Source organism: Paenibacillus solani, from assembly GCF_050475945.1.
In the GTDB taxonomy this organism is placed as follows: domain Bacteria; phylum Bacillota; class Bacilli; order Paenibacillales; family Paenibacillaceae; genus Paenibacillus_AQ; species Paenibacillus_AQ solani_A.
In genome coordinates this window covers 14211-34768 of sequence record NZ_JBCMXJ010000008.1, presented here as the reverse complement: position 1 = coordinate 34768, position 20558 = coordinate 14211, and the positions used below count along the sequence as shown (strand labels likewise).

The 20558-nt window shown below is 49.4% G+C and carries 16 protein-coding genes; all 16 read left to right on the top strand.

Translation table 11 applies throughout. The features are described from left to right. The first annotated feature begins 3 nt into the window (after positions 1-3). The 16 genes from purQ to ABEQ74_RS10665 all read left to right on the top strand — a co-directional run bounded on the left by purQ (position 4) and on the right by ABEQ74_RS10665 (position 20310). Entirely contained in the window at positions 4-693 is a 690-nt protein-coding gene (purQ, locus tag ABEQ74_RS10740) for a phosphoribosylformylglycinamidine synthase subunit PurQ (RefSeq protein WP_430122183.1), read from the top strand. Next, positions 671-2914, top strand: coding sequence for a phosphoribosylformylglycinamidine synthase subunit PurL (purL, locus tag ABEQ74_RS10735; RefSeq protein ID WP_430122182.1), 2244 nt, complete (start codon positions 671-673; stop codon positions 2912-2914). The genes purQ and purL overlap by 23 nt, the downstream gene beginning before the upstream one ends. Continuing rightward, positions 2899-4377, top strand: coding sequence for an amidophosphoribosyltransferase (gene purF / locus ABEQ74_RS10730; protein WP_430122181.1), 1479 nt, complete (start codon positions 2899-2901; stop codon positions 4375-4377). Before purL ends, purF begins: the two co-directional genes overlap by 16 nt. Before the next feature lie 167 nt (positions 4378-4544). Next, positions 4545-5585 (top strand): phosphoribosylformylglycinamidine cyclo-ligase, encoded by a 1041-nt coding sequence (purM, locus tag ABEQ74_RS10725; RefSeq protein ID WP_430122180.1) that lies wholly within the window; start codon positions 4545-4547, stop codon positions 5583-5585. Further along, the gene (purN, locus tag ABEQ74_RS10720; protein ID WP_430122179.1) at positions 5586-6206 is read left to right on the top strand and encodes a phosphoribosylglycinamide formyltransferase; all 621 of its coding nucleotides are present in this window, start codon (positions 5586-5588) and stop codon (positions 6204-6206) included. Positions 6207-6344: 138 nt separating this feature from the next. After that, the gene (gene purH, locus ABEQ74_RS10715; protein WP_430122178.1) at positions 6345-7892 is read left to right on the top strand and encodes a bifunctional phosphoribosylaminoimidazolecarboxamide formyltransferase/IMP cyclohydrolase; all 1548 of its coding nucleotides are present in this window, start codon (positions 6345-6347) and stop codon (positions 7890-7892) included. A 212-nt stretch (positions 7893-8104) separates the two neighbouring features. Continuing rightward, positions 8105-9373: a phosphoribosylamine--glycine ligase gene (gene purD, locus ABEQ74_RS10710; RefSeq protein WP_430122177.1), complete on the top strand. Its 1269-nt coding sequence runs from the start codon at positions 8105-8107 to the stop codon at positions 9371-9373. Between the two features lie 293 nt (positions 9374-9666). Next, positions 9667-10383, top strand: coding sequence for a response regulator transcription factor (locus ABEQ74_RS10705; protein ID WP_430122176.1), 717 nt, complete (start codon positions 9667-9669; stop codon positions 10381-10383). Then, on the top strand, positions 10380-11531 hold the full coding sequence (locus tag ABEQ74_RS10700) for an ATP-binding protein (protein WP_430122175.1): 1152 nt from the start codon (positions 10380-10382) through the stop codon (positions 11529-11531). Before ABEQ74_RS10705 ends, ABEQ74_RS10700 begins: the two co-directional genes overlap by 4 nt. A gap of 91 nt (positions 11532-11622) precedes the next feature. Further along, the gene (locus ABEQ74_RS10695; protein ID WP_430122174.1) at positions 11623-12543 is read left to right on the top strand and encodes an ABC transporter ATP-binding protein; all 921 of its coding nucleotides are present in this window, start codon (positions 11623-11625) and stop codon (positions 12541-12543) included. Beyond that, positions 12540-13247, top strand: a complete 708-nt coding sequence (locus ABEQ74_RS10690) for an ABC transporter permease (RefSeq protein WP_430122173.1) — start codon at positions 12540-12542, stop codon at positions 13245-13247. The genes ABEQ74_RS10695 and ABEQ74_RS10690 overlap by 4 nt, the downstream gene beginning before the upstream one ends. 14 nt (positions 13248-13261) lie before the next feature. Then, the gene (locus ABEQ74_RS10685; protein ID WP_430122172.1) at positions 13262-13996 is read left to right on the top strand and encodes an ABC transporter permease; all 735 of its coding nucleotides are present in this window, start codon (positions 13262-13264) and stop codon (positions 13994-13996) included. A gap of 579 nt (positions 13997-14575) precedes the next feature. Beyond that, on the top strand, positions 14576-15886 hold the full coding sequence (locus tag ABEQ74_RS10680; RefSeq protein ID WP_430122171.1) for a sugar ABC transporter substrate-binding protein: 1311 nt from the start codon (positions 14576-14578) through the stop codon (positions 15884-15886). Between the two features lie 97 nt (positions 15887-15983). Continuing rightward, positions 15984-17297: an ABC transporter permease subunit gene (locus ABEQ74_RS10675; protein ID WP_430122170.1), complete on the top strand. Its 1314-nt coding sequence runs from the start codon at positions 15984-15986 to the stop codon at positions 17295-17297. Further along, complete coding sequence (locus ABEQ74_RS10670; RefSeq protein ID WP_053489902.1) at positions 17297-18139, top strand: sugar ABC transporter permease; 843 nt, start codon at positions 17297-17299, stop codon at positions 18137-18139. The genes ABEQ74_RS10675 and ABEQ74_RS10670 overlap by 1 nt, the downstream gene beginning before the upstream one ends. 134 nt (positions 18140-18273) lie before the next feature. Continuing rightward, positions 18274-20310, top strand: coding sequence for a methyl-accepting chemotaxis protein (locus ABEQ74_RS10665; RefSeq protein WP_430122169.1), 2037 nt, complete (start codon positions 18274-18276; stop codon positions 20308-20310). Positions 20311-20558 lie beyond the last annotated feature (248 nt).

The following is a 20558-nucleotide window of genomic DNA, read 5'->3' as shown; positions in this document are numbered from 1 at the left end:
CCAATGAGATTTGCAGTGCTGGTCTTTCCTGGCTCCAACTGTGATATTGACTGTTATAAGGCGGTAGAAGAGACAATCGGTCAGCCGGTGGATTATGTGTGGCATACGGCTACGGACCTCTCCGCTTACGATTGCATTTTGGTACCCGGCGGATTCTCCTATGGAGACTATCTGCGGTGTGGTGCGATTTCCCGGTTCGCCCCGGTTATGAATGAGGTGGCGAAGGCGGCAGAAGAAGGCAAGTATATTCTTGGCATTTGCAACGGATTTCAGATTTTGACGGAAGCGGGACTCTTACCGGGAGCTCTGCGCCGTAATGATTCCATGAAATTCCGCTGCCATGATACTGTGCTCAAGGTGAACAATAATACAACGCCGTTTACGCGCAGTTATGCGGAAAGACAAGAGATCGTCATCCCGATCGCACATGGTGAAGGCAACTATTATTGTGATGAAGATACGCTTCAAAAGCTCCGGGACAACCGGCAAATCGTATTTACGTATCAAGACAATCCGAACGGTTCGGTAGCAGATATTGCAGGTATCTGTAATGAACGCGGCAACGTGATCGGCATGATGCCGCATCCGGAGCGCGCGGTGAGCAGCCTGCTCGGTTCGGATGACGGTAAAGCAATGTTCACATCCATATTACAGGCATGGAGGGATACTCATGGCGCAGCAAACATCCGTTAAGGAACCGACAGCAGAACAAATCGCAGAGCATCAGATTTACAAGCAGATGGGAGTCTCGGACAGCGAATATGAGCTGATCTGTTCCTTCATGGGACGCAAGCCGAATTATACCGAAATCGGTGTGTTCAGCGTGATGTGGTCTGAGCACTGTGCATACAAAAATTCCAAGCCATTGCTTCGTCGTTTTCCGACTAGCGGCCCGCGCGTCCTGATGGGACCGGGTGAGGGTGCAGGGATTGTCGATATTGGTGACAACCAGGCGGTTGTGTTCAAGATTGAGAGCCATAATCACCCTTCCGCTGTTGAGCCATATCAGGGCGCAGCTACGGGTGTAGGCGGCATTATCCGTGATATTTTCTCCATGGGAGCAAGACCAGTAGCGATTCTTAACTCACTTCGCTTCGGCAAGCTGGAGAGCGATCGCGTGAAATACTTGTTCGAGCATGTGGTATCCGGTATTGCCGGTTACGGGAACTGCATCGGTATTCCGACGGTAGGCGGCGAGGTTGTATTCGACGAAAGTTATGAAGGCAATCCGCTGGTCAATGCGATGTGTGTCGGCATTATTGATCATGACAAGATTCAGCGTGGTGTTGCAAAGGGCGTGGGCAATCCGGTCTTCTATGTTGGACCTCCTACAGGCCGGGACGGCATTCATGGCGCGACGTTTGCTTCCGTAGAGCTGACAGAGGAATCCGAAGCGAACCGGACGGCCGTTCAGGTTGGCGACCCGTTCATGGAGAAGCTCGTAATGGAATCCTGTCTTGAACTGATTGATTCCGGCATCGTGCTTGGCATTCAGGATATGGGTGCGGCTGGACTGACTTGCTCCAGCGCGGAAATGGCAAGTAAAGCAGGCAATGGTCTTGAGCTGTACCTGGATCAAGTACCACAGCGTGAAGAAGGTATGACACCTTATGAAATGATGTTGTCGGAGTCCCAGGAACGGATGCTGTTCGTGGTTGAGCCGAAGCATGAAGCGCAAGCGCGTGAAATCTTCGAACGTTGGGGAGTCGTCTGCGCCAAGGTCGGCAAGGTTACGGACGATGGCCGCCTGAAGCTGATTCACCATGATGAAGTGGTTGGTGACATGCCGGTTAAAGCACTTGTTGACGAATGTCCGATCTATAACAAACCATCCCAGGAACCAGCTTATTACAAAGAGCAGGCTGCGGTGGATACGCTCCGTTATGAAGAAGTGAAGGATCTGGGCGGTGCACTCAAGAAGGTGCTTGGTTCTCCAAGCCTTGCAAGCAAAGCATGGGTTTACAACCAGTACGACTATATGGTTCGCACTAGTACAGCTGTTCGTCCAGGATCGGACGCTGCTGTCGTAACGGTGCAAGGAACCCGTAAAGCTCTCGCGATGACAACGGATTGCAATGGACGTTATGTGTATCTTGATCCCGAGCTCGGCGGTAAAATCGCGGTCAGTGAAGCAGCGCGTAATATCGTATGCTCCGGCGCGGAGCCGCTGGCGATCACGGATAACCTGAACTTCGGAAGCCCGGAGAAACCGGAAATTTTCTGGCAGATGGAAAAAGCAGTAGACGGTATGGCAGAAGCCTGCCGTGAGCTGGATACACCGGTTATCGGCGGGAATGTCAGTCTTTATAACGAGAATGCCAAAGGCGCAATTTACCCGACGCCGGTCGTTGGTATGGTCGGTCTGATTCATGATACGGATCATATCACAACACAAAGCTTCAAATCCGAAGGCGATGCCATCTATGTACTGGGTGATACCCGTGCAGAACTGGGCGGCAGCGAGTTCCAAGCGATGATGCATGGAGTTTCGGAAGGCAGACCGCCTGAGCTAAGCTTGGACACTGAGAAAAAATTGCTTGGCGGTGTATTGAAAGCCATCCAATCGGGTCTGATCCAATCCGCGCATGACGTGTCGGAAGGCGGACTTGCAGCAGCGCTTGCAGAAAGCTGCATCAGCGGTAACATTGGCGCAAGCGTGGAATGGTCAACTGATCTGCGTAACGACGTAGCGCTCTTCAGCGAGAGTCAATCCCGGATCGTGTTGTCCGTATCTCCAGATCATAAGAACGCGCTGGAGAATCTCCTGCAAGAAGCAGAGGTTCCTTTTACCGCGCTTGGTGTAGTCGGCGGAAATAAGCTCAGTATTAATATTAACGGTGCTTCTGCGCTGGAAGAATCCGTGGAGGCTTTGAAATCCGTTTGGGAGGATGCCATTCCATGTCTCATGAACTGATACCCGAAGGACTGTGGACAGGGGATTACTACAATGAGGGAACAGGTCAGAGCGATATTTTCGATACATTAAAAGAAGAGTGCGGCGTATTCGGGGTGTTTGGGCATCCCGATGCCGCTTCCCTTTCCTATTATGGGCTTCATGCCCTTCAGCATCGAGGAGAAGAAAGCGCAGGTATCTGCGTAGCCGATGGCGAGCATTTCAATTACCACCGCGGGATGGGGCTCGTTAAGGAAGTGTTTGATAAAGATAGGCTGGAATCGCTTCATGGCAGCATGTCAATCGGTCATGTTCGTTATTCGACAAGCGGGGACAGCGGACTGATGAATGCGCAGCCGCTCGTCTTTAAATATCGCGAAGGCAACCTGGCTATTGCCACCAACGGCAATATCGTGAACGAGCCGAAGTTGCGGCGTGAGCTGGAGATGGAAGGTTCCATCTTTCAGACGACCAGCGATACCGAGGTCATCGCACATCTGATTGCCAGATCACCCAAGGATTTTGTCGAGGCGGCCAAGGATGCGCTGCAGCGTCTGGTGGGCGGCTTTGCTTTTCTGCTCATGACCAATGACAAGCTGCTTGTCGCTTCGGACCCGAATGGACTTCGTCCGCTAACAATGGGACGACTTGGTGATGCCTACATCTTCACTTCCGAGACGTGTGCGCTTGAAGTCATCGGAGCAGAAGCGATTCGCGACGTCGCTCCCGGAGAGCTTCTCATTCTCGATCGGAACGGCTTGCGGGAAGAACGGTATACGGAACCGGGACGCAAAGCGCTGTGCGCGATGGAATATATTTATTTTTCCCGGCCAGACAGCGATCTGAATGGCTCGAATCTGCACTCGGCCCGTAAACGGATGGGCAGCAAGATGGCTCTGGAATCGTTTATCGATGCCGACGTGGTTACGGGCGTACCAGATTCCAGCATTTCGGCAGCTATCGGTTATGCCGAGCAAACGGGCATTCCTTATGAGCTTGGATTAATCAAGAATAAATACACGGGCCGGACGTTCATTCAGCCAAGTCAGGAACTGCGGGAGCAGGGTGTGAAAATGAAGCTGAGTGCGGTACGGCGCGTGGTCGAAGGCAAACGTGTGGTCATGATCGATGATTCCATCGTTCGGGGAACCACATCCCGCCGAATCGTAAACCTGCTTCGTGAAGCAGGCGCGGCGGAAGTGCATGTGCGGATTACATCGCCGCCATTCAAGAATCCTTGCTTCTACGGTATTGACACGCCGGACAGAAGGGAACTGATCGCCTCCGAGAAAAGCATCGAGGAAATCTGCCGGGAGATCAATGCGGATTCTTTATCATTCCTGAGTCCGGAGGGACTTATAGCCGCCATAGGCGGTTATGATGAGCACAGCCCTAAAGGCGGCCTGTGCATGGCATGCTTTGATAATGATTACCCGACGCAGATTGATTTTAACGGGGAAGAGAAGATGGGCTGCAGCTGCTGATTCTGCAGTGGACAGCCATTTTTTCTAGGTGCTAAATTTTAAGTTCGGGTTCAAAAAAGTCGGGAACTTTTTAAACATCATCTCTTTAAGCTGATTATTGATTAAGCCCATAAATTGATGTGTGTGTAACGGATACCTTCGTATAACGAAAAAGGAGTGTTGAGCTCGTGTCGGATACTTACAAACAAGCAGGCGTGGATATTGCTGCAGGCAACGAAGCGGTAGAGCGGATGAAAAAGCATGTTAAAACGACTTTCAGACCGGAAGTCATGACGGACCTTGGGGGATTTGGCGCCCTGTTCAAGCTGAATAAAGACCAATATGAAGAGCCGGTACTCGTCTCAGGCACGGATGGCGTCGGTACAAAGCTGAAGCTCGCATTTGCGATGGATCAACATGACACCATCGGAATTGACGCCGTAGCGATGTGCGTGAACGATATTGTGGTGCAAGGGGCAGAACCGCTCTTTTTTCTCGATTATTTAGCATGTGACAAGGTGATTCCGTCCAAAATTGAATCCATTGTTAAAGGGATCGCTGATGGATGCAACCAGGCAGGTTGTTCTCTGATTGGTGGGGAGACGGCGGAAATGCCAGGCATGTACAGTGAAGGCGAGTATGATATCGCAGGATTTACCGTAGGTATTGTCGACAAAAGCAAAATGATCAACGGGTCGAATATCGCGGCAGGCGACACCGTGATCGGTCTGGCTTCCAGCGGCGTGCACAGCAACGGCTTTTCGCTCGTCCGCAAGCTTCTTCTGGAAGATGCCGGCTATTCGCTGCAGCAAGTGCTTCCAGAGCTGGGCGGCCGTCTGGGTGATGTGCTGCTCGCGCCAACCAAGATTTATGTAAAACCGCTGCTTGGGCTGTTGAAAGAGATCGAAGTCAAGGGCATGGCGCATATAACAGGCGGCGGCTTTATCGAAAATATTCCGCGTATGCTGCCGGATGGCGTCAATATCGACATCGAATATGGTGCATGGCCGATTCTGCCGATCTTTAAACTGATGCAGGCTCAAGGCAATATCTCGAACAAGGATATGTTTACGACATTTAATATGGGGATCGGCATGGTGCTTGTCGTCAAGGAACAGGATGCTGACGCCGCGCTTCAATACCTCCGCACGGCAGGTGAAGAGGCTTATGTAATCGGCCGCGTGACCGAAGGTGAGCGCATCGTAACCTTTACGGGAGCTGAGGTATAGATGAAACCGTATCGGATTGCGGTGTTCGCTTCCGGAAGAGGCAGCAATTTTCAGGCTTTGGTTGATGCACAGCAATCTGGCGCCCTTGGCGGTGAAATCAGCATGCTGGTGTGCGACAAGCCGCAGGCACCGGTCGTTGAGCTGGCTCATGCGGCAAATGTGAATGTATTCGCGTTTCAGCCAAAGGATTATGCCTCGAAGGAAGATTACGAACGGGAGATTGCGGCAGAGCTTCAACAGCGTGGTGTCGAATTAATCGTACTTGCGGGATATATGCGGCTGTTAAGTTCGTCCTTTGTCGAGTTCTATAGCGGCCGGATTATTAATATCCATCCTTCGCTTCTGCCTGCATTTCCTGGTAAGGATGCGATTGGCCAAGCGCTTGCTTACGGGGTGAAGATGACCGGCGTGACGGTTCATTTCGTGGATGGTGGCATGGATACAGGGCCGGTTATTGCTCAGCGGGCGATAGAAATTCAAGAAGACGATAACGCAGAAACGGTGGCCGCACGTATTCACCAGGTGGAACAGAAGCTGTATTATGAAGTCGTATCCTGGTTTGCTCAAGGACGGGTTGCGCTGAACGGGCGGAATGTGACGATTAAGAATTACGCTTTGTAATAAAAGCCGGCAAGGATTGCCTTTGAATCGACATGTTCGATATTTCTCGGGAAATAATTTGTAATTATGGATCTTCGACAGCATATAAGGAATCAGGACAGGCTTATGTGATTTTCATTCATAATAGGGGGTTTGTACGTGGGTATCAAAAGAGCTTTGGTCAGCGTTTCGGATAAAACCGGCGTCGTGGAATTTTGCCGCGAGTTGTCTTCATTGGGTGTAGAGATCATATCGACTGGGGGAACAAAGAACCTCCTGGCAAAAGAAGGAGTTCCTGTCATTGGTATCTCCGATGTGACCGGATTCCCTGAGATTCTGGATGGACGTGTTAAAACCCTTCATCCTGCGGTACACAGCGGTTTGCTCGCTATTCGCGATAGCGAAGAGCATCAACGCCAGATGAAGGAGTTGGAACTCGATTACATCGATCTGGTTGTGGTGAATCTGTATCCGTTCCAGGAAACGATCGCTAAGCCGGATGTCGCGTATGAAGATGCGATCGAGAATATTGATATCGGCGGTCCAACGATGCTGCGCTCTGCAGCGAAGAACCATGCTTTTGTGAGTGTGGTTGTTGATGCGGCAGATTACGGCAGCGTAATTGAAGAAATTAAGAGTGGCGGCGACACTACGCTGGAGACACGTAAACGCCTGGCAGCCAAAGTATTCCGTCATACAGCCGCATATGATACTTTGATTTCCGACTATTTGTCGAATGTAACGGGCGACCCGCTTCCTGAGCGGTTCAGTGTGACTTACGAGAAGATTCAGGACCTGCGTTATGGCGAGAATCCGCATCAAAAAGCGGCATTTTACCGCAAACCGCTAGCACCTGCGGGTACTTTGACGACAGCCGAGCAGCTGCACGGCAAGGAGCTGTCCTATAACAATATCAATGATGCCAACGCGGCTCTGCAGATCGTGAAGGAGTTTGACGAGCCGACCGTGGTGGCCGTGAAGCATATGAATCCTTGCGGTGTTGGCATTGGGACAAATGTGCTGGAAGCTTATCAGAAGGCTTACAATGCAGACCCAACCTCCATCTTCGGTGGTATTGTGGCAGCTAATCGCACCATTGACGCCCCGACAGCAGATCTGCTGAAGGATATTTTCCTTGAAATTATTCTGGCACCAGACTTCACGCCGGAGGCGCTGGAGATTCTGACGAAAAAGAAAAATATTCGTCTGCTGAAGATGGGTGAGTTCGGTTCGGCCAAGGAGCGCCAAAGCACGCTTGCCGTTACCACGATCGAAGGCGGCATGATCGTACAGGAAAGCGATGTGCATTCCCTGGATGTCGTAGATTTGAAGGTTGTGACGGATCGTGAGCCTACAGAAGCCGAGCTGAAGCAGCTACTCTTCGGCTGGAAGGTAGTCAAGCACGTGAAGTCCAATGCCATTGTATTGGCGGCTGACGACATGACCGTCGGTGTTGGCGCAGGTCAAATGAACCGTGTCGGTTCCGCGCGGATTGCGGTAGAGCAGGCGGGAGAGAAAGCGAAGGGAGCCGTTCTCGCTTCCGATGCGTTCTTCCCAATGGGAGATACCGTGGAGCTTGCAGCCAAAGCCGGCATCACCGCCATCATTCAGCCGGGCGGCTCCATTAAGGATGAGGAATCCATTAAGGCTGCCAACGAAAATGGAATTGCCATGGTCTTTACAGGCGTAAGACATTTTAAACACTAATTTATAAGCATAACACGGAATATTCACTGCAGTAGTGAATTGCAGTTGAAGAGTATTTCTTCATCCAGTTACATCTATAGAGGCGACGCCGCGCTGTAGCGCGCGCCGCCTTTGCATTTAAGGGGTTAAGAGGGCGTCTATGCTTTGCACTGTAAATCATTCATGCGATGAATGATCATGGTGAATTAGGATATGAATCGGGAGGGAATTCCATGGATATTTTGGTGATCGGAGGCGGCGGAAGAGAGCATGCCATCGTATGGGCGCTGGCGAAGAGCCCGAAAGCGGATAAGATTTACTGCGCGCCTGGCAACGCAGGCATCGGACAGCTGGCAGAATGTGCGCCGATTGCGGTATCAGAGTTCGATAAGCTGGCGGCGTTCGCCGTGGAGAAGCAGGTGGGACTTATTGTTGTCGGCCCGGATGATCCGCTGGCAGAGGGGATCGTGGATGCACTGGACGTTACTGGCATCCCGGTGTTTGGTCCACGTAAAAATGCAGCCGAAATAGAGGGCAGCAAAACCTTCATGAAGGACTTGCTTCATAAATACAGCATTCCGACAGCAGCTTACGCGAAGTTCGACGATTACGAGGCGGCGCTGGCTTACTTGCGCGAGCAAGGTGCGCCGATCGTTGTGAAAGCGGATGGGCTCGCTGCCGGCAAAGGGGTTACAGTTGCCCGGACAATCGAGGAAGCCGAGCAGGCACTCAGCGACATTATGCAATCGAAGGTGTTTGGCGAGGCGGGTAGCCGAGTAGTCATCGAGGAATTCCTGGAAGGCCAGGAGATGTCGATTCTCGCCTTTGTGGATGGTGAAACCGTGAAACCAATGTCGGCGGCACAGGACCATAAGGCGGTTTATGATGGAGATCTGGGACCGAATACGGGCGGAATGGGAACGTATTCCCCATTGCCTCATATTCAGTCTTCTGTCATTGAAGAGGCCATTGAGACGATTATCAAGCCTACGGCGAAAGCGATGGTAGCGGAAGGACGTCCGTTCCGGGGCGTACTGTTCGCCGGTTTGATGATCACACCGGATGGTAAACCGAAGACCATTGAATTCAATGCCAGATTCGGAGATCCCGAAACCCAGGTCGTATTGCCACGTCTAAAGACGGATCTGCTTGAGGTATTCCTTGCTGCTGTAAATGGAAATTTGGCAGATCTTGAGTTGGAGTGGAGTGACGAAGCAGCAGTATGCGTCATCCTGGCTTCCGGTGGTTATCCTGCATCGTATCCGAAAGGGATAGCGATCAGTGGTCTAGACAACGAGCAGGACGGAACGATTGTCTTTCATGCGGGAACTTCCCGCGATGCCGATGGAACCTGGAGAACGAATGGGGGCCGCGTCCTGGGCGTTGTCGGACTAGGGGCTGATATCGCATCCGCACGGGCGAAAGCGTATGAGCGTGCAGAAGCGATTTCGTTTGAAGGCAAGCAGAACCGGACGGATATTGCGCTGAAGGCGCTGGTGTAGCTCTTTTTTATGGTTATATACTTAGAGCAAAAAATATAGCAGAATCAAGAAAGGAGTCTTCATCTTCGAAGACTCCTTTCTTGTTGTAATTATGATGATGCTTTGATTAATTTATGTTTTGTTCAGTTCCTGTTTACCTCTTGTTTATTTTGTACATATAGGATGATGAAGAAGGGATCGTACCGAGCCATTCCACCACCTTACAATACGTAATTTGAAACTTTGGAAGATGACTCTGTTATATAATACAGTTAACGGTTTGTAGAATTATGATAATAATGGAGAAAAATGCTATGGATAATATGTCTGTACTGCTTGTGGATGACGAACAAGGGTTATGTGATATGTTGACTACCGTGCTGAAAAAGGAAGGCTTTCGGCATATTCGAAGCGTGGGTACGGGGAAGGAAGCGGTGAGGATACTGTCGGAGTTTAATCCGGATGTGATTATACTGGATGTCATGCTCCCTGATGAGGACGGTTTCGAGGTGTGCCGGAAAATTCGCAAGCTGACCGAAACGCCGATTCTCTTTCTTACTGCCCGGGACGCTGACTTGGACAAGCTGATGGGGTTTGGCATTGGCGGGGATGATTATATTACGAAGCCATTCAATCCATTGGAGGTTGTTGCCCGCACTAAAGCTCGTTTGAAGTATAAAACACAGCGAAAACAAGAGGTACTACCGCGATTGACTAGTCTTGATTTTGGTTATTTTCTGCTGGATCTTGCAGCCGGAGAACTGATCGTGGATGGCAAGCAAGTGGAGTGCCCGGCACGTGAATGGGAGCTGCTTGTATTCTTATGCCGACATCCAAACCGCATTTTTAGCACAAGGCAATTATACGAATCGGTCTGGCAGGAGTCCTACCTTGGAGATGAGAAGACGGTTGTCATCCATATCTTCAGACTGCGAAAAAGAATGGAGCCCGATCCCGGAAATCCTCAGTTTCTTGTTAACGTAAGAGGACTTGGCTATAAAATGCTGGCTCCTAGGAAGGAACAGGAATGAATCCAATGACCAGGATGGCCTTTCGCTTTATCAAGTTAACCGTTATTTTGGTGATGGCATTTGTGTTTTGTTTTGTTGTAAGCACGGTTATATTCATCTTTTTGCAGGATATGGTGAATTCTCGGAACATGATATCCACGAAGACTTTTTTAGCTTTTATCGGGTTCGTGCTGACGGTTATTTTTTTCATTGCTTTCGGCTGGTGTGTGGGCAAACCGCTCACTTATTTGATTCGCTGGATCAACCGATTATCCGAGGGGAATTACAGTCAGCCGCTGGAACATTTTCGCAAGCTGAACTGTGACTTCAATGGCACCGATAATCCCTATGGCACTGATGATACTAATGGAGCTGTTAGTTCCAATGGTCTCAATGCTCCCGATGACACACTCCATCATAACCATTATCGGTATCCGTATGTGTTATACAAAGAATTATTTGATCGAATGACTCTATTATCGAATCAATTGCAGCGCAGCGAGACCGATCGATTAAATGCGGAGGCGAAGAAGCTGGAATGGATCGCTGCGATCAGCCATGACCTCAAGACGCCACTGTCCTATGTCGAAGGCTATGCTCATATGCTCACGGCAGCCGAATATCAATGGACCGATGAAGAAAGGCAGAATTTTAGCAGGCAGATCAGTGATAAGACAGCGGAAATGAAACATCTGATTCATGATTTGAGTCAAACGGGCCGATGGTCTGTCGAACAGTTCCCCATCAATAAGAGGGAGAATGATATCGTGAATTTTCTGCGTGATCGGATGATCGATATCGCAAACCACCCGGTAGCCGAGCAAGCATCTTTTACGTTTACTGACCCAGAGAGCGTGTGCATGATCGATTTTGACAGCAGATTGTTAGGCAGGGTCTTTCAAAATGTACTCATGAATGCGGTTATACATAATCCGCCTGGCACTGAGATTCAGTGCAGTATCTCTATAGACGGAAAGCATTGCATCATCGTGATTGAGGATAATGGAATCGGGATTGAGGAAACAAAGTTAGCACAGGCTCTGGATCAATCCGGTAAAGGAATCGCTATAGCCAATGCCTTTGTTGAAGCCCACGCAGGCTGTATGAGCATTTCCCCCGCAGAGGGCAAGGGCACTCGAGTTGAAATTGTATTGCCGATCAGTCCATAAATTATCTTATCGTTCACTTCTTGTTTACCTGTTGTTAATTTCCCATTGCTACACTTTAAGTGTTAGCAATGCCAAGCAGGAGGAATAAGAGATGAACGAATATGCAATCGAGACGCATGAGCTGACCCGGCTGTTCGGGAAGCGGGAAACGGTTAAGCAGATTAATTTGAAGGTCCCCAAGCGGGAGATCTATGGATTTCTGGGGCCCAATGGCGCTGGTAAAACAACGACGATTCGGATGCTCCTGGGACTGATCCGTTGCTCATCCGGTGAGATTCGTATCCTAGGCAAGGATCTGAACAAGCATCGAATGGACATTTTAAAGGATGTCGGTTCTCTCGTTGAATCCCCTTCATACTATGCTCATCTATCAGGATATAAGAATTTGAAGATCATGGCGTTAATCCATGGAATACAAGAATCCAGGATACAGGAGGTCCTGGAATGGGTGAGGCTGAGCCAGGCAGCTCATCGGCCGGTCAAAAGTTATTCTCTTGGCATGAAGCAGCGGCTTGGGATCGCAATGGCGCTTATTACAAACCCCAAATTATTGATTCTGGATGAGCCCACAAACGGACTTGATCCATCCGGAATTCAGGAAATTCGAGAGCTGATTACTCGACTTCCCCGCGATTTTGACATCACCGTGCTGCTTTCGAGCCATTTGTTGAGCGAAATCGAGCAGGTTGCAACCTGGGTGGGAATTATTAATCAAGGGGAATTGATCTTCCAAGGACCTCTGCAGGAACTAACCGATCGCAGCAAGCCTTATGTATGGTTGGAGATGGATCGGCCACTGGAAGCAGCAGCAGCTCTGAACGACCATGGCTTTGATGCGGTGCCGGAAATATCAACAGGCCAGGTCCGAACCTCCATGATCGACAGGCCGCAATCAGCGGAAATGATTCGCTTCCTTGTCAACCATCAATATGATGTCTACCGGGTAACGGAGAAGAAGAAAACCCTTGAGGAAATTTTCCTGGAGTTAACCAGTCAGGAGAACAGCTTATGATGCTGGAGCTGATGCGTGCAGAAGGATTAAAGCTTAAGTTATTATGCCGATGGATGCCTGTAATCCAGGGCATAATTCTGATCAGCATGACGGCACTGGAGTGGTATCTCTATTTTCGTCAAGGTCCAGGAGGGATTTATGCCGGCTTTGCGGTCATGTACATGTTTTTGTCTTTTGTTTTTTTATTGGGAATTACGCTTCTCGCCAGCATTATGGCTGGTACTGAGCACGAAACCAAGGCATGGAAGCAGCTGCTTGCGATGCCTGTCCCCAAAGCCTCTGTATATCTGGCTAAACTTGTATGGATCCTAGTATTGCAGGTATGTGCCGCATTGATTACGATCATGGGGATGTGCCTGATTTGGGTTCTGTACTCGAATGAACCGATACCTTGGGGAATCATGATATTGCAGCCTCTGTTCGCCTGCTTATCGACATTGCCGATGATGGCTATTCAGCTCTGGCAGTCCACGGTGTTTTCCAACCAGGCATTACCGCTGACTCTGGGGATATTCGGCTCCATTTCCAGCTTGTTTTTAGCGCGCAGCAATTCTTATATCATTCAAATTCTTCCCTGGTCGTACCCGGCACTATCCAGCCCGTTGATCCCTGGCCATATGCAGTGGATCGGGATTTCACTTGGAGTAGGGGGCATACTGTCGGTGCTGGGAGCTCTCCTGTTTGCCAGAAGAGAATTTGAATAGGGGGTGCTGCCATTATGAGAATGCTGATACGTGCTGAAGGAATCAAGCTTCAATGGAGTGTAATCACGGTGCTCATCGTATTGGACACGCTGATTAACTCAGCGATGGGAGCGATGCAGCTTGAGAGCTTAAAGGATTTTTTTCCGCCCAACTGGTTGACGCTCTATATCCACAGCGTTAATTTACACTCTATGTTTTTCTATCCTTTGTACAGTGCGATTGTAGCCTCCTTATTATGCTTGTATGAGCATCGGGATGGGGGCTGGAAGATAGCCATGAGTATGCCAGTTTCCCGCTATAGGGTCTTCTATGCGAAATATATGATGCTCATTGGGATTTTAGGGCTTGTGCAAGTCGTTTTTTTGCTCGGTTATGTGGCAACGGGTTATCTTGTTGAAGCGCCCGGTGAGATTCCGTGGGAGACATTACTCTATTCAATTATCGGAGGATGGATCGGCGTTCTGCCTCTCGCTGCATTACAGCTTATCGTTTCAATAAGAGTACGGAATTTTGGAGCCTCACTGGCGATGTCCCTAGGGTATGTCGTACCGAATATCGTGCTGACAGGCTTTCATTCCGTGATTGGGGCTTGGCTTCCGTTCACGATTCCCTACTATGTTATGATGCCGCAAGAAGCAATCTATGCGCCAAGAGTTGAGCCGTATAGCTTGTGGTCCATTGTACTGCTGACAGGTATCTTGTATTTGTTAATGGGGCAGAGATTTGTTGAAAAAAGAGATTGGTTGTAGCCTCTCCTCATCAAATTAGCAGGCTAACTGTTTTCGGAAACCCTGGTGCTGTGTCACCAGGGTTCGTTTGTAATGTCATGGACTTCCTGATTGCGGGTTAATGCATTATGTTTAATTTTGACAAAGAAGGGGGACGGAGCTAGGCTATTTCAAGGGGAAATCCCATGATGACCGAAAAGGACTTTTAACAGTGTAACTAAGCAGTATCATTCAAGTGCAAACGTTTGTGCAACAACAGAGCGTTTTACTGCCATTCCAGCTCGGTTTTGAGACTAAAATGACGGTATTGCACAGTTTGTACATGAATATAATTATGATATCTTATGAAATACGGTGAATAGTGAAGATATTAATGGATTATATGCTAAAAACAGAGAGATATGATCTGTGCAAACGTTTTTACATTCAATATTAAATGTTGTATTATGATTTCAACGGATGAAGCGCTTTCTCCCCAGGATTTTTCCTGAGTATCTCCCTAGATGCTACATAGAAAAAGAGACGCTGAAAATTTTCTGAAATCGTTTGCGCAGATTCCCGATATTTTCTGATCATTTATTTGAGAGGGGTAATCATGGAATGAAGATGAAGAAACTACTTACGCTTGCTGCAACCTTCACGTTGGCGTTCTCCGTTACAGCGTGTGGAGGAAAAACAGCGGCTCCCGCTACAGAGGCACCTGCTGAGAATCCTCCGGCACAGGAAGCACCAGCCGAGAATACAGAAGTGAAGGAGCTTACACCAGAAGAAGGCGCGAAATTGGTTGTATGGGAAAGCAGAGACGAAAGAGCCTATACCGATGCCGTCGCAAAAGAATTCACCGAAAAATACGGTGTAGAAGTGACTATCGAGGAATTGTCCCCAACTGATCAAGTAACCAAGCTCGCTCAAGACGGACCATCCGGATTGGCTGCTGACGTTGTACTGTTCCCTCACGATAACCTGGGTAAAGCAGTAGCGACAAACCTGGTTCTGCCAAACGATTTTTATGAAGAGAAAACAAAGAGCAACAACACAGAAGCTGCCATCCAAGGCGTAAGCTATGACGGCGTTCTGTACGGTTACCCGCGTGCTGCGGAAACTTACCTGATGTACTACAACAAGGATCTGGTGAAGGAAGTTCCGACAACGATGGAAGAAGTTATCGAATTCAGCAAAACCTTCACAGACAAATCCAAAAATAAATACGGCTTCATGTTTGAAACCGGCAACCTGTACTTTGCTTATCCGTTCCTTGCTTCCAACGGAGGATACATCTTTGGCAACAATGGCGCAGATATCAACGATATCGGCCTTAACAATGATGGTGCAGTGAAGAGCATGGAAGTATATGCAAGCCTGAAAGAAATCCTGCCAGTTAAATCCGGAGACATTACACCGGATATCAAACGCGGATTGTTCACATCCGGTGACCTGGCAATGGATATTAACGGACCTTGGGAACTGGGCGGATACAAAGAAGCGCTTGGCGACAAGCTTGGCGTTGCTCCAATCCCATCCATCGGCGGTCAGCCTGCGGTATCCTTCTCGGGTATCAAAGCTTGGTATGTAAGCTCGTTCACGAAATATCCGCAAGCTGCTCGTTTATTCGCTGACTTTGCAACAAGCAAGGAAGCACAGCTGCAGTTGAGCGCACTGGTAGGATCTGTTCCAACCAACAATGAGGCTCAAGAAGATCCACAAATCAAGAACGACGAGTATGTATCGGCCTTTACGGAGCAGTTCAAATCTTCCCAACCGATGCCATCCGTTCCTGAAATGGCTAACGTATGGTCTCCTGTAGGTGCTGCGCTGGCAGAAATCTGGGATAACAACAAAGACGTAAAAGAAACGCTGGATAAAGCCGTAAAACAAGTGCAAGATCTTAACAGCGGTGGAGCTGGCGAGTAAAAACGTTCTTATATAATACGAGAAAGATGAAGAAGTTCACCCGCCGAACAACCGGCGGGTGATTCCTCGATTATATGGAGAGGGGAATGGAGGGAGCATGCGCCAACATCGTATGACAGCGGCCGTATTATCAGCCATCTGTATGGGTCTGGGTCAGCTTTACAACCGGCAATGGATCAAAGGTATTATTCTACTTATCGTAGGTATATTCAGTCTTTATTACTTCATTAATAACCTGGGTGATGCCATCTGGGGTATGGTAACACTGGGAGAACAGGGAAGCCATTTAGAGAAAGTTAACGGATTAACACAAATGGTGGCAGGTCACCACTCCATCAATCTGCTGATTGAAGGACTTATCACCTTGATTATGCTGGTGCTTTTTCTTATCGGATATTATGCCAATATCAAAAACGCTTATAACGCTGGAAAACAAAGGGAGCAGGGCGTAACGCCCAACAACTTTAGACAGACCCTTTACTATATGTTTGAATGGAAATTCGCGCAATCTTTCCTGACGCTGCCGGCGATCGGTATTCTGTTCTTTACCGTCATGCCGATTATCTTCATGATCATGCTGGCGTTCACGAACTATTCCGCTCCGAACAACTTGCCGCCTGCGAACCTGGTGGATTGGGTTGGTTTCAAAACCTTTAATAACCTCGTAGCATTAAAATCGTGGAGCCACACCTTCTTCGGCGTCCTGACCTGGACGATCATCTGGGCGGTGCTCGCTACGGTTACGACCTATTTTGGCGGGGTGCTCGTTGCTCTGCTGATTCAACAAAAAGGGATCCGCTTCAAAGGTGTATGGCGCGTTATCCTGATCGTTCCTTATGCGATTCCGCAGCTTATATCCTTGCTCGTCATGCGGAATATGTTTAACGGACAATTTGGACCGATTAACCAATATTTACGGTATTTTGGACTGGAAGGTCTTCCGTGGCTGACTGATCCAATCTGGGCCAAAGTAACAGTTATCATCGTTAATATGTGGGTCGGTATCCCTGTATCGATGCTCCTCGTGATGAGCGTCCTGACGACGATTCCTAAGGATCTCTATGAAGCGGCGGATGTGGATGGAGCGACTGGCTTCCAGAAGTTCAAGATCATTACCCTGCCTATGATTATGTTCTCAACGGCACCGGTTCTGATTACGCAATTTGCCGGTAATATCAATAACTTTAACTTGATCTTCCTCCTGACCAACGGTAACCCGGTTGTGGGTGATTATCAATATGCAGGAGCGACGGACCTGCTGGTAACCTGGCTCTATAAACTGACGCTCGATCAGCAGCGATACAGCATGGCATCGGCCATCGGTATTATCATCTTTATGATTATTGCGACCTTCTCGATTTACAATTACCGCAGAACCAGATCCTTTAAAGAGGAGGATATGATCCAATAATGGGAATTAAAATGAGAAATGCGATTCGCCTGACGGCAAGTTATATTATGCTTGTCATCATCGCGATCGGCTGTATTTACCCGGCACTCTGGATTGTTCTGGCCTCTTTCCGTCCCGGAAAGTCGCTCTACAGCAAGACTTTGATTCCAGAATCATTCACGCTCAGTCACTATAAAGAGCTGTTTACGTCCCAAAGCTTCTTGTTTGGCACATGGTATATGAACACGTTGAAGATTGCAGTATTCTCCATGATTATCGGGACTATTCTTGTCCTGCTGACAAGTTATGCGGTATCCCGGTTCCGGTTCAAAGGCCGGCAGAATGCCCTATCGGTCATTCTCGTGCTGGGGATGTTCCCAGGCTTCATGAGTATGATCGCCCTGTATATTCTGCTGAACTCTCTGGACCTGCTGAATACGCATGCAGCGATGATTATCGTGTATGCGGCAGGGGCGCCGCTTGGTGGAACCTTGATCATGAAAGGGTTTCTCGATACGATACCGCGAAGCCTTGATGAGGCGGCGAAGATTGACGGAGCCACGAATTTCCAGATCTTCCGCAAAATCATTCTGCCATTGTCGAAGCCAATGATCACGTATATGGGCTTGACGTTGTTCGTCGGTCCTTGGGTAGACTTTATCTTTGCCAGACTGGTGCTGCGGACAAAAGAAAACTGGACGCTCGCCGTTGGCTTATGGGATCTCGTTAACTCCACCCAGGACAGCAACTTTACGTTGTTCGCGGCGGCATCCGTACTGATCGCACTGCCGATCACCCTGTTATTTGTCTTCTTGCAGCGTTTGCTGGTCGATGGCATGACGGCAGGAGCCAGCAAAGGGTAATCTATGCTTGGCAGCTAAACTTACAATTGATACAAAGAGACACATAGATAAAAAGAACAGCGAAGAGACACAGCCGGTAATTGCTAGCTGTGTCTTTTTGCATGTATGCATGCTATCTCGGGGGGCACATAACTATGAATATGACAAGACGTTTTCAATTCAAAGCGGTCGGGATGAAGTTGTTTGTTATCTTTTTTACAACGATCGTGCTGTTAGCTTCAGCATTAGGATTAGTATCGTATTTTATCTCCAAGGACACGGTCACGGAGCAGGTGGCCGAAGCGACTTCGGGGCAGATCATGCAGGCCGCAGACAAGCTGGATTTTCTATTGGGCCAATATGAGGCCGCTTCCCGTCAATGGGCGCTGGACACGGTGCTACGCGAGGATCTAATTACGGTTAGTACGGCGGACATCGGTATCCGGGACAAAACGCAGGCCGAGAACCGGATCCGTGAGAAGCTGAACGGGACAGCATCCTCGGACAAGCGTCTGTATGGCATGCGGCTGGTTGCGCCCAATCTTCAGGCTCAAAACTCTTATAACTCGACGGGCTACTCGGGAATGTCTTCCGGGGACGAAGTGAAGGCCAAGATCGACCGGATTATTCAGGCTGACGGCGAAACGGTATGGTTTCCGACAGAGGTCAAAGGTTTTATGGGGAACGAGAGCAACGCCAACATGACGATGGGGAGATTGCTGAAAAACCTGAATAATCCGAATGCCCAGTACGTCCTGCTTATGGATATCAAGGATGAGGCGGTCGGCGAGGTGCTGGCTAATCTGAAAATTGGGAGCCATGGCCAGATGCGGATCGTGACTGAAGATAACCGGATTGTACACGACATGGACGCAGCCCAGCTGATGCAGCCGTCCACGATTACGGTTCCTCAAGATGCGGAGGAAGAGGGGATTTATTATACCGCCGACGAGCAGATGGTGGTGTACACACCTCTGAAGACCGCTCCTTGGTATATGGTCGGCTTTGCTCCCGTCAGTGATTTCGTGCAGGCCACGGACAAATTGCTAACCGTGACGCTCGTGGTCATAGTAGTCGCGATTCTTGTTGCCGCCCTGATCGGCTATTATATGATGCGAACCGTCGGCCGTCCGCTGAACCAGATGTGCTCTCTGATGGAAGAGGGGGAGCAGGGGAATCTGAAGGTACGAACCGAGTTCCGGCGTGTGGATGAAATCGGCCGTCTAGGCCAGAGCTTCAACCGGATGATGGGGCAAATCTCGGCTTTGGTCGACCAGACGAACACATCGGCCAAGGAAGTGCTGGCTACGGCAGAGGAATTGGCCGAAGCCTCAAGGGGAACCTCGCTCACCGCTGGCGAAATTGCGGCTGCCATGGAACAGATTGCGCAGGGAAGCGGCAGCCTGGCCATAGAAGCTGAACGCGAGAATCAGCTGGCCGAGAACATTGGCGTCCGGATGACCAAAGTATCCGGGTCCAATAAAGTAATTGCGGCTGCGGCAGATCGTGTACTCCGAGTGACGGGAGAAGGCGCCTTACATATGGATAGCCTGGTGGAGAAGTCAACACGCATTAACCAGGTGAACCGGGCAATTGTCCAGAATGCGGAGAAGCTGAAGGAGAATACCGCATCGATTCACAAAATATTGGAGCTAATGTCCGAGATCACGCATCAGACCAACGTGCTGTCGATTAACGCAACCATTGAAGCGGCCCGAGCCGGGTCTGCAGGCAGCGGCTTCATGGTGGTTGCCAACGAAGTACGGAGTCTTGCCGATCGTTCCAAGGAATCGATCCAGACGGTAGGCGCGATGATTCTGGACATTCAAAGTGAGGTGCAGGGTTCGGTAGATGCATTGACGTCTGCGTCACCGCTCTTTGACGAGCAGCTACATTCGGTGCAGGAAGCTCAAGGTATATTTGATAACGTTCGTTACGAGATGGATGCACTCTTAACTGAGATCAGCGAGTCTACGCAAGCGGTGGAGGTCCTGATCAACTCCCAGCTTGAGCTGACCGACTCGATCTCGGAGGCGAGCTCGATCGTCGAAGAAACCAGCGCCGCCACAGAGGAGGTCGCTTCGATGTCTTCTGAGCAGTTCAAGGTGAGCGAGAAGCTCGTCGGCCTGTCGGCGCGATTGGAGGAGCTGTCGGAGGGACTACGTAAGTCATTGGTGATGTTTAGGACGTAAATGTTTTTTTCGTTTGTTGCGTGAAAATGATGTGATGGTTATACAGCACTCCGCATGCGAATTATACTTCGGCATTCTCTGTTGGAGACGCTTCGAGTACGTATCGTTCCTCCAATCGCTGTTGCCCCCAATTTTCTTGAAATTATAATGATGCGGTAGAAAATCGGGGGCAAAGGCGACCACTATCGTTTTTCCGGAATCGATTCGTCCTCTCCGCTGCTGCGTGCTATGCGCTACTCGCTAAGTGC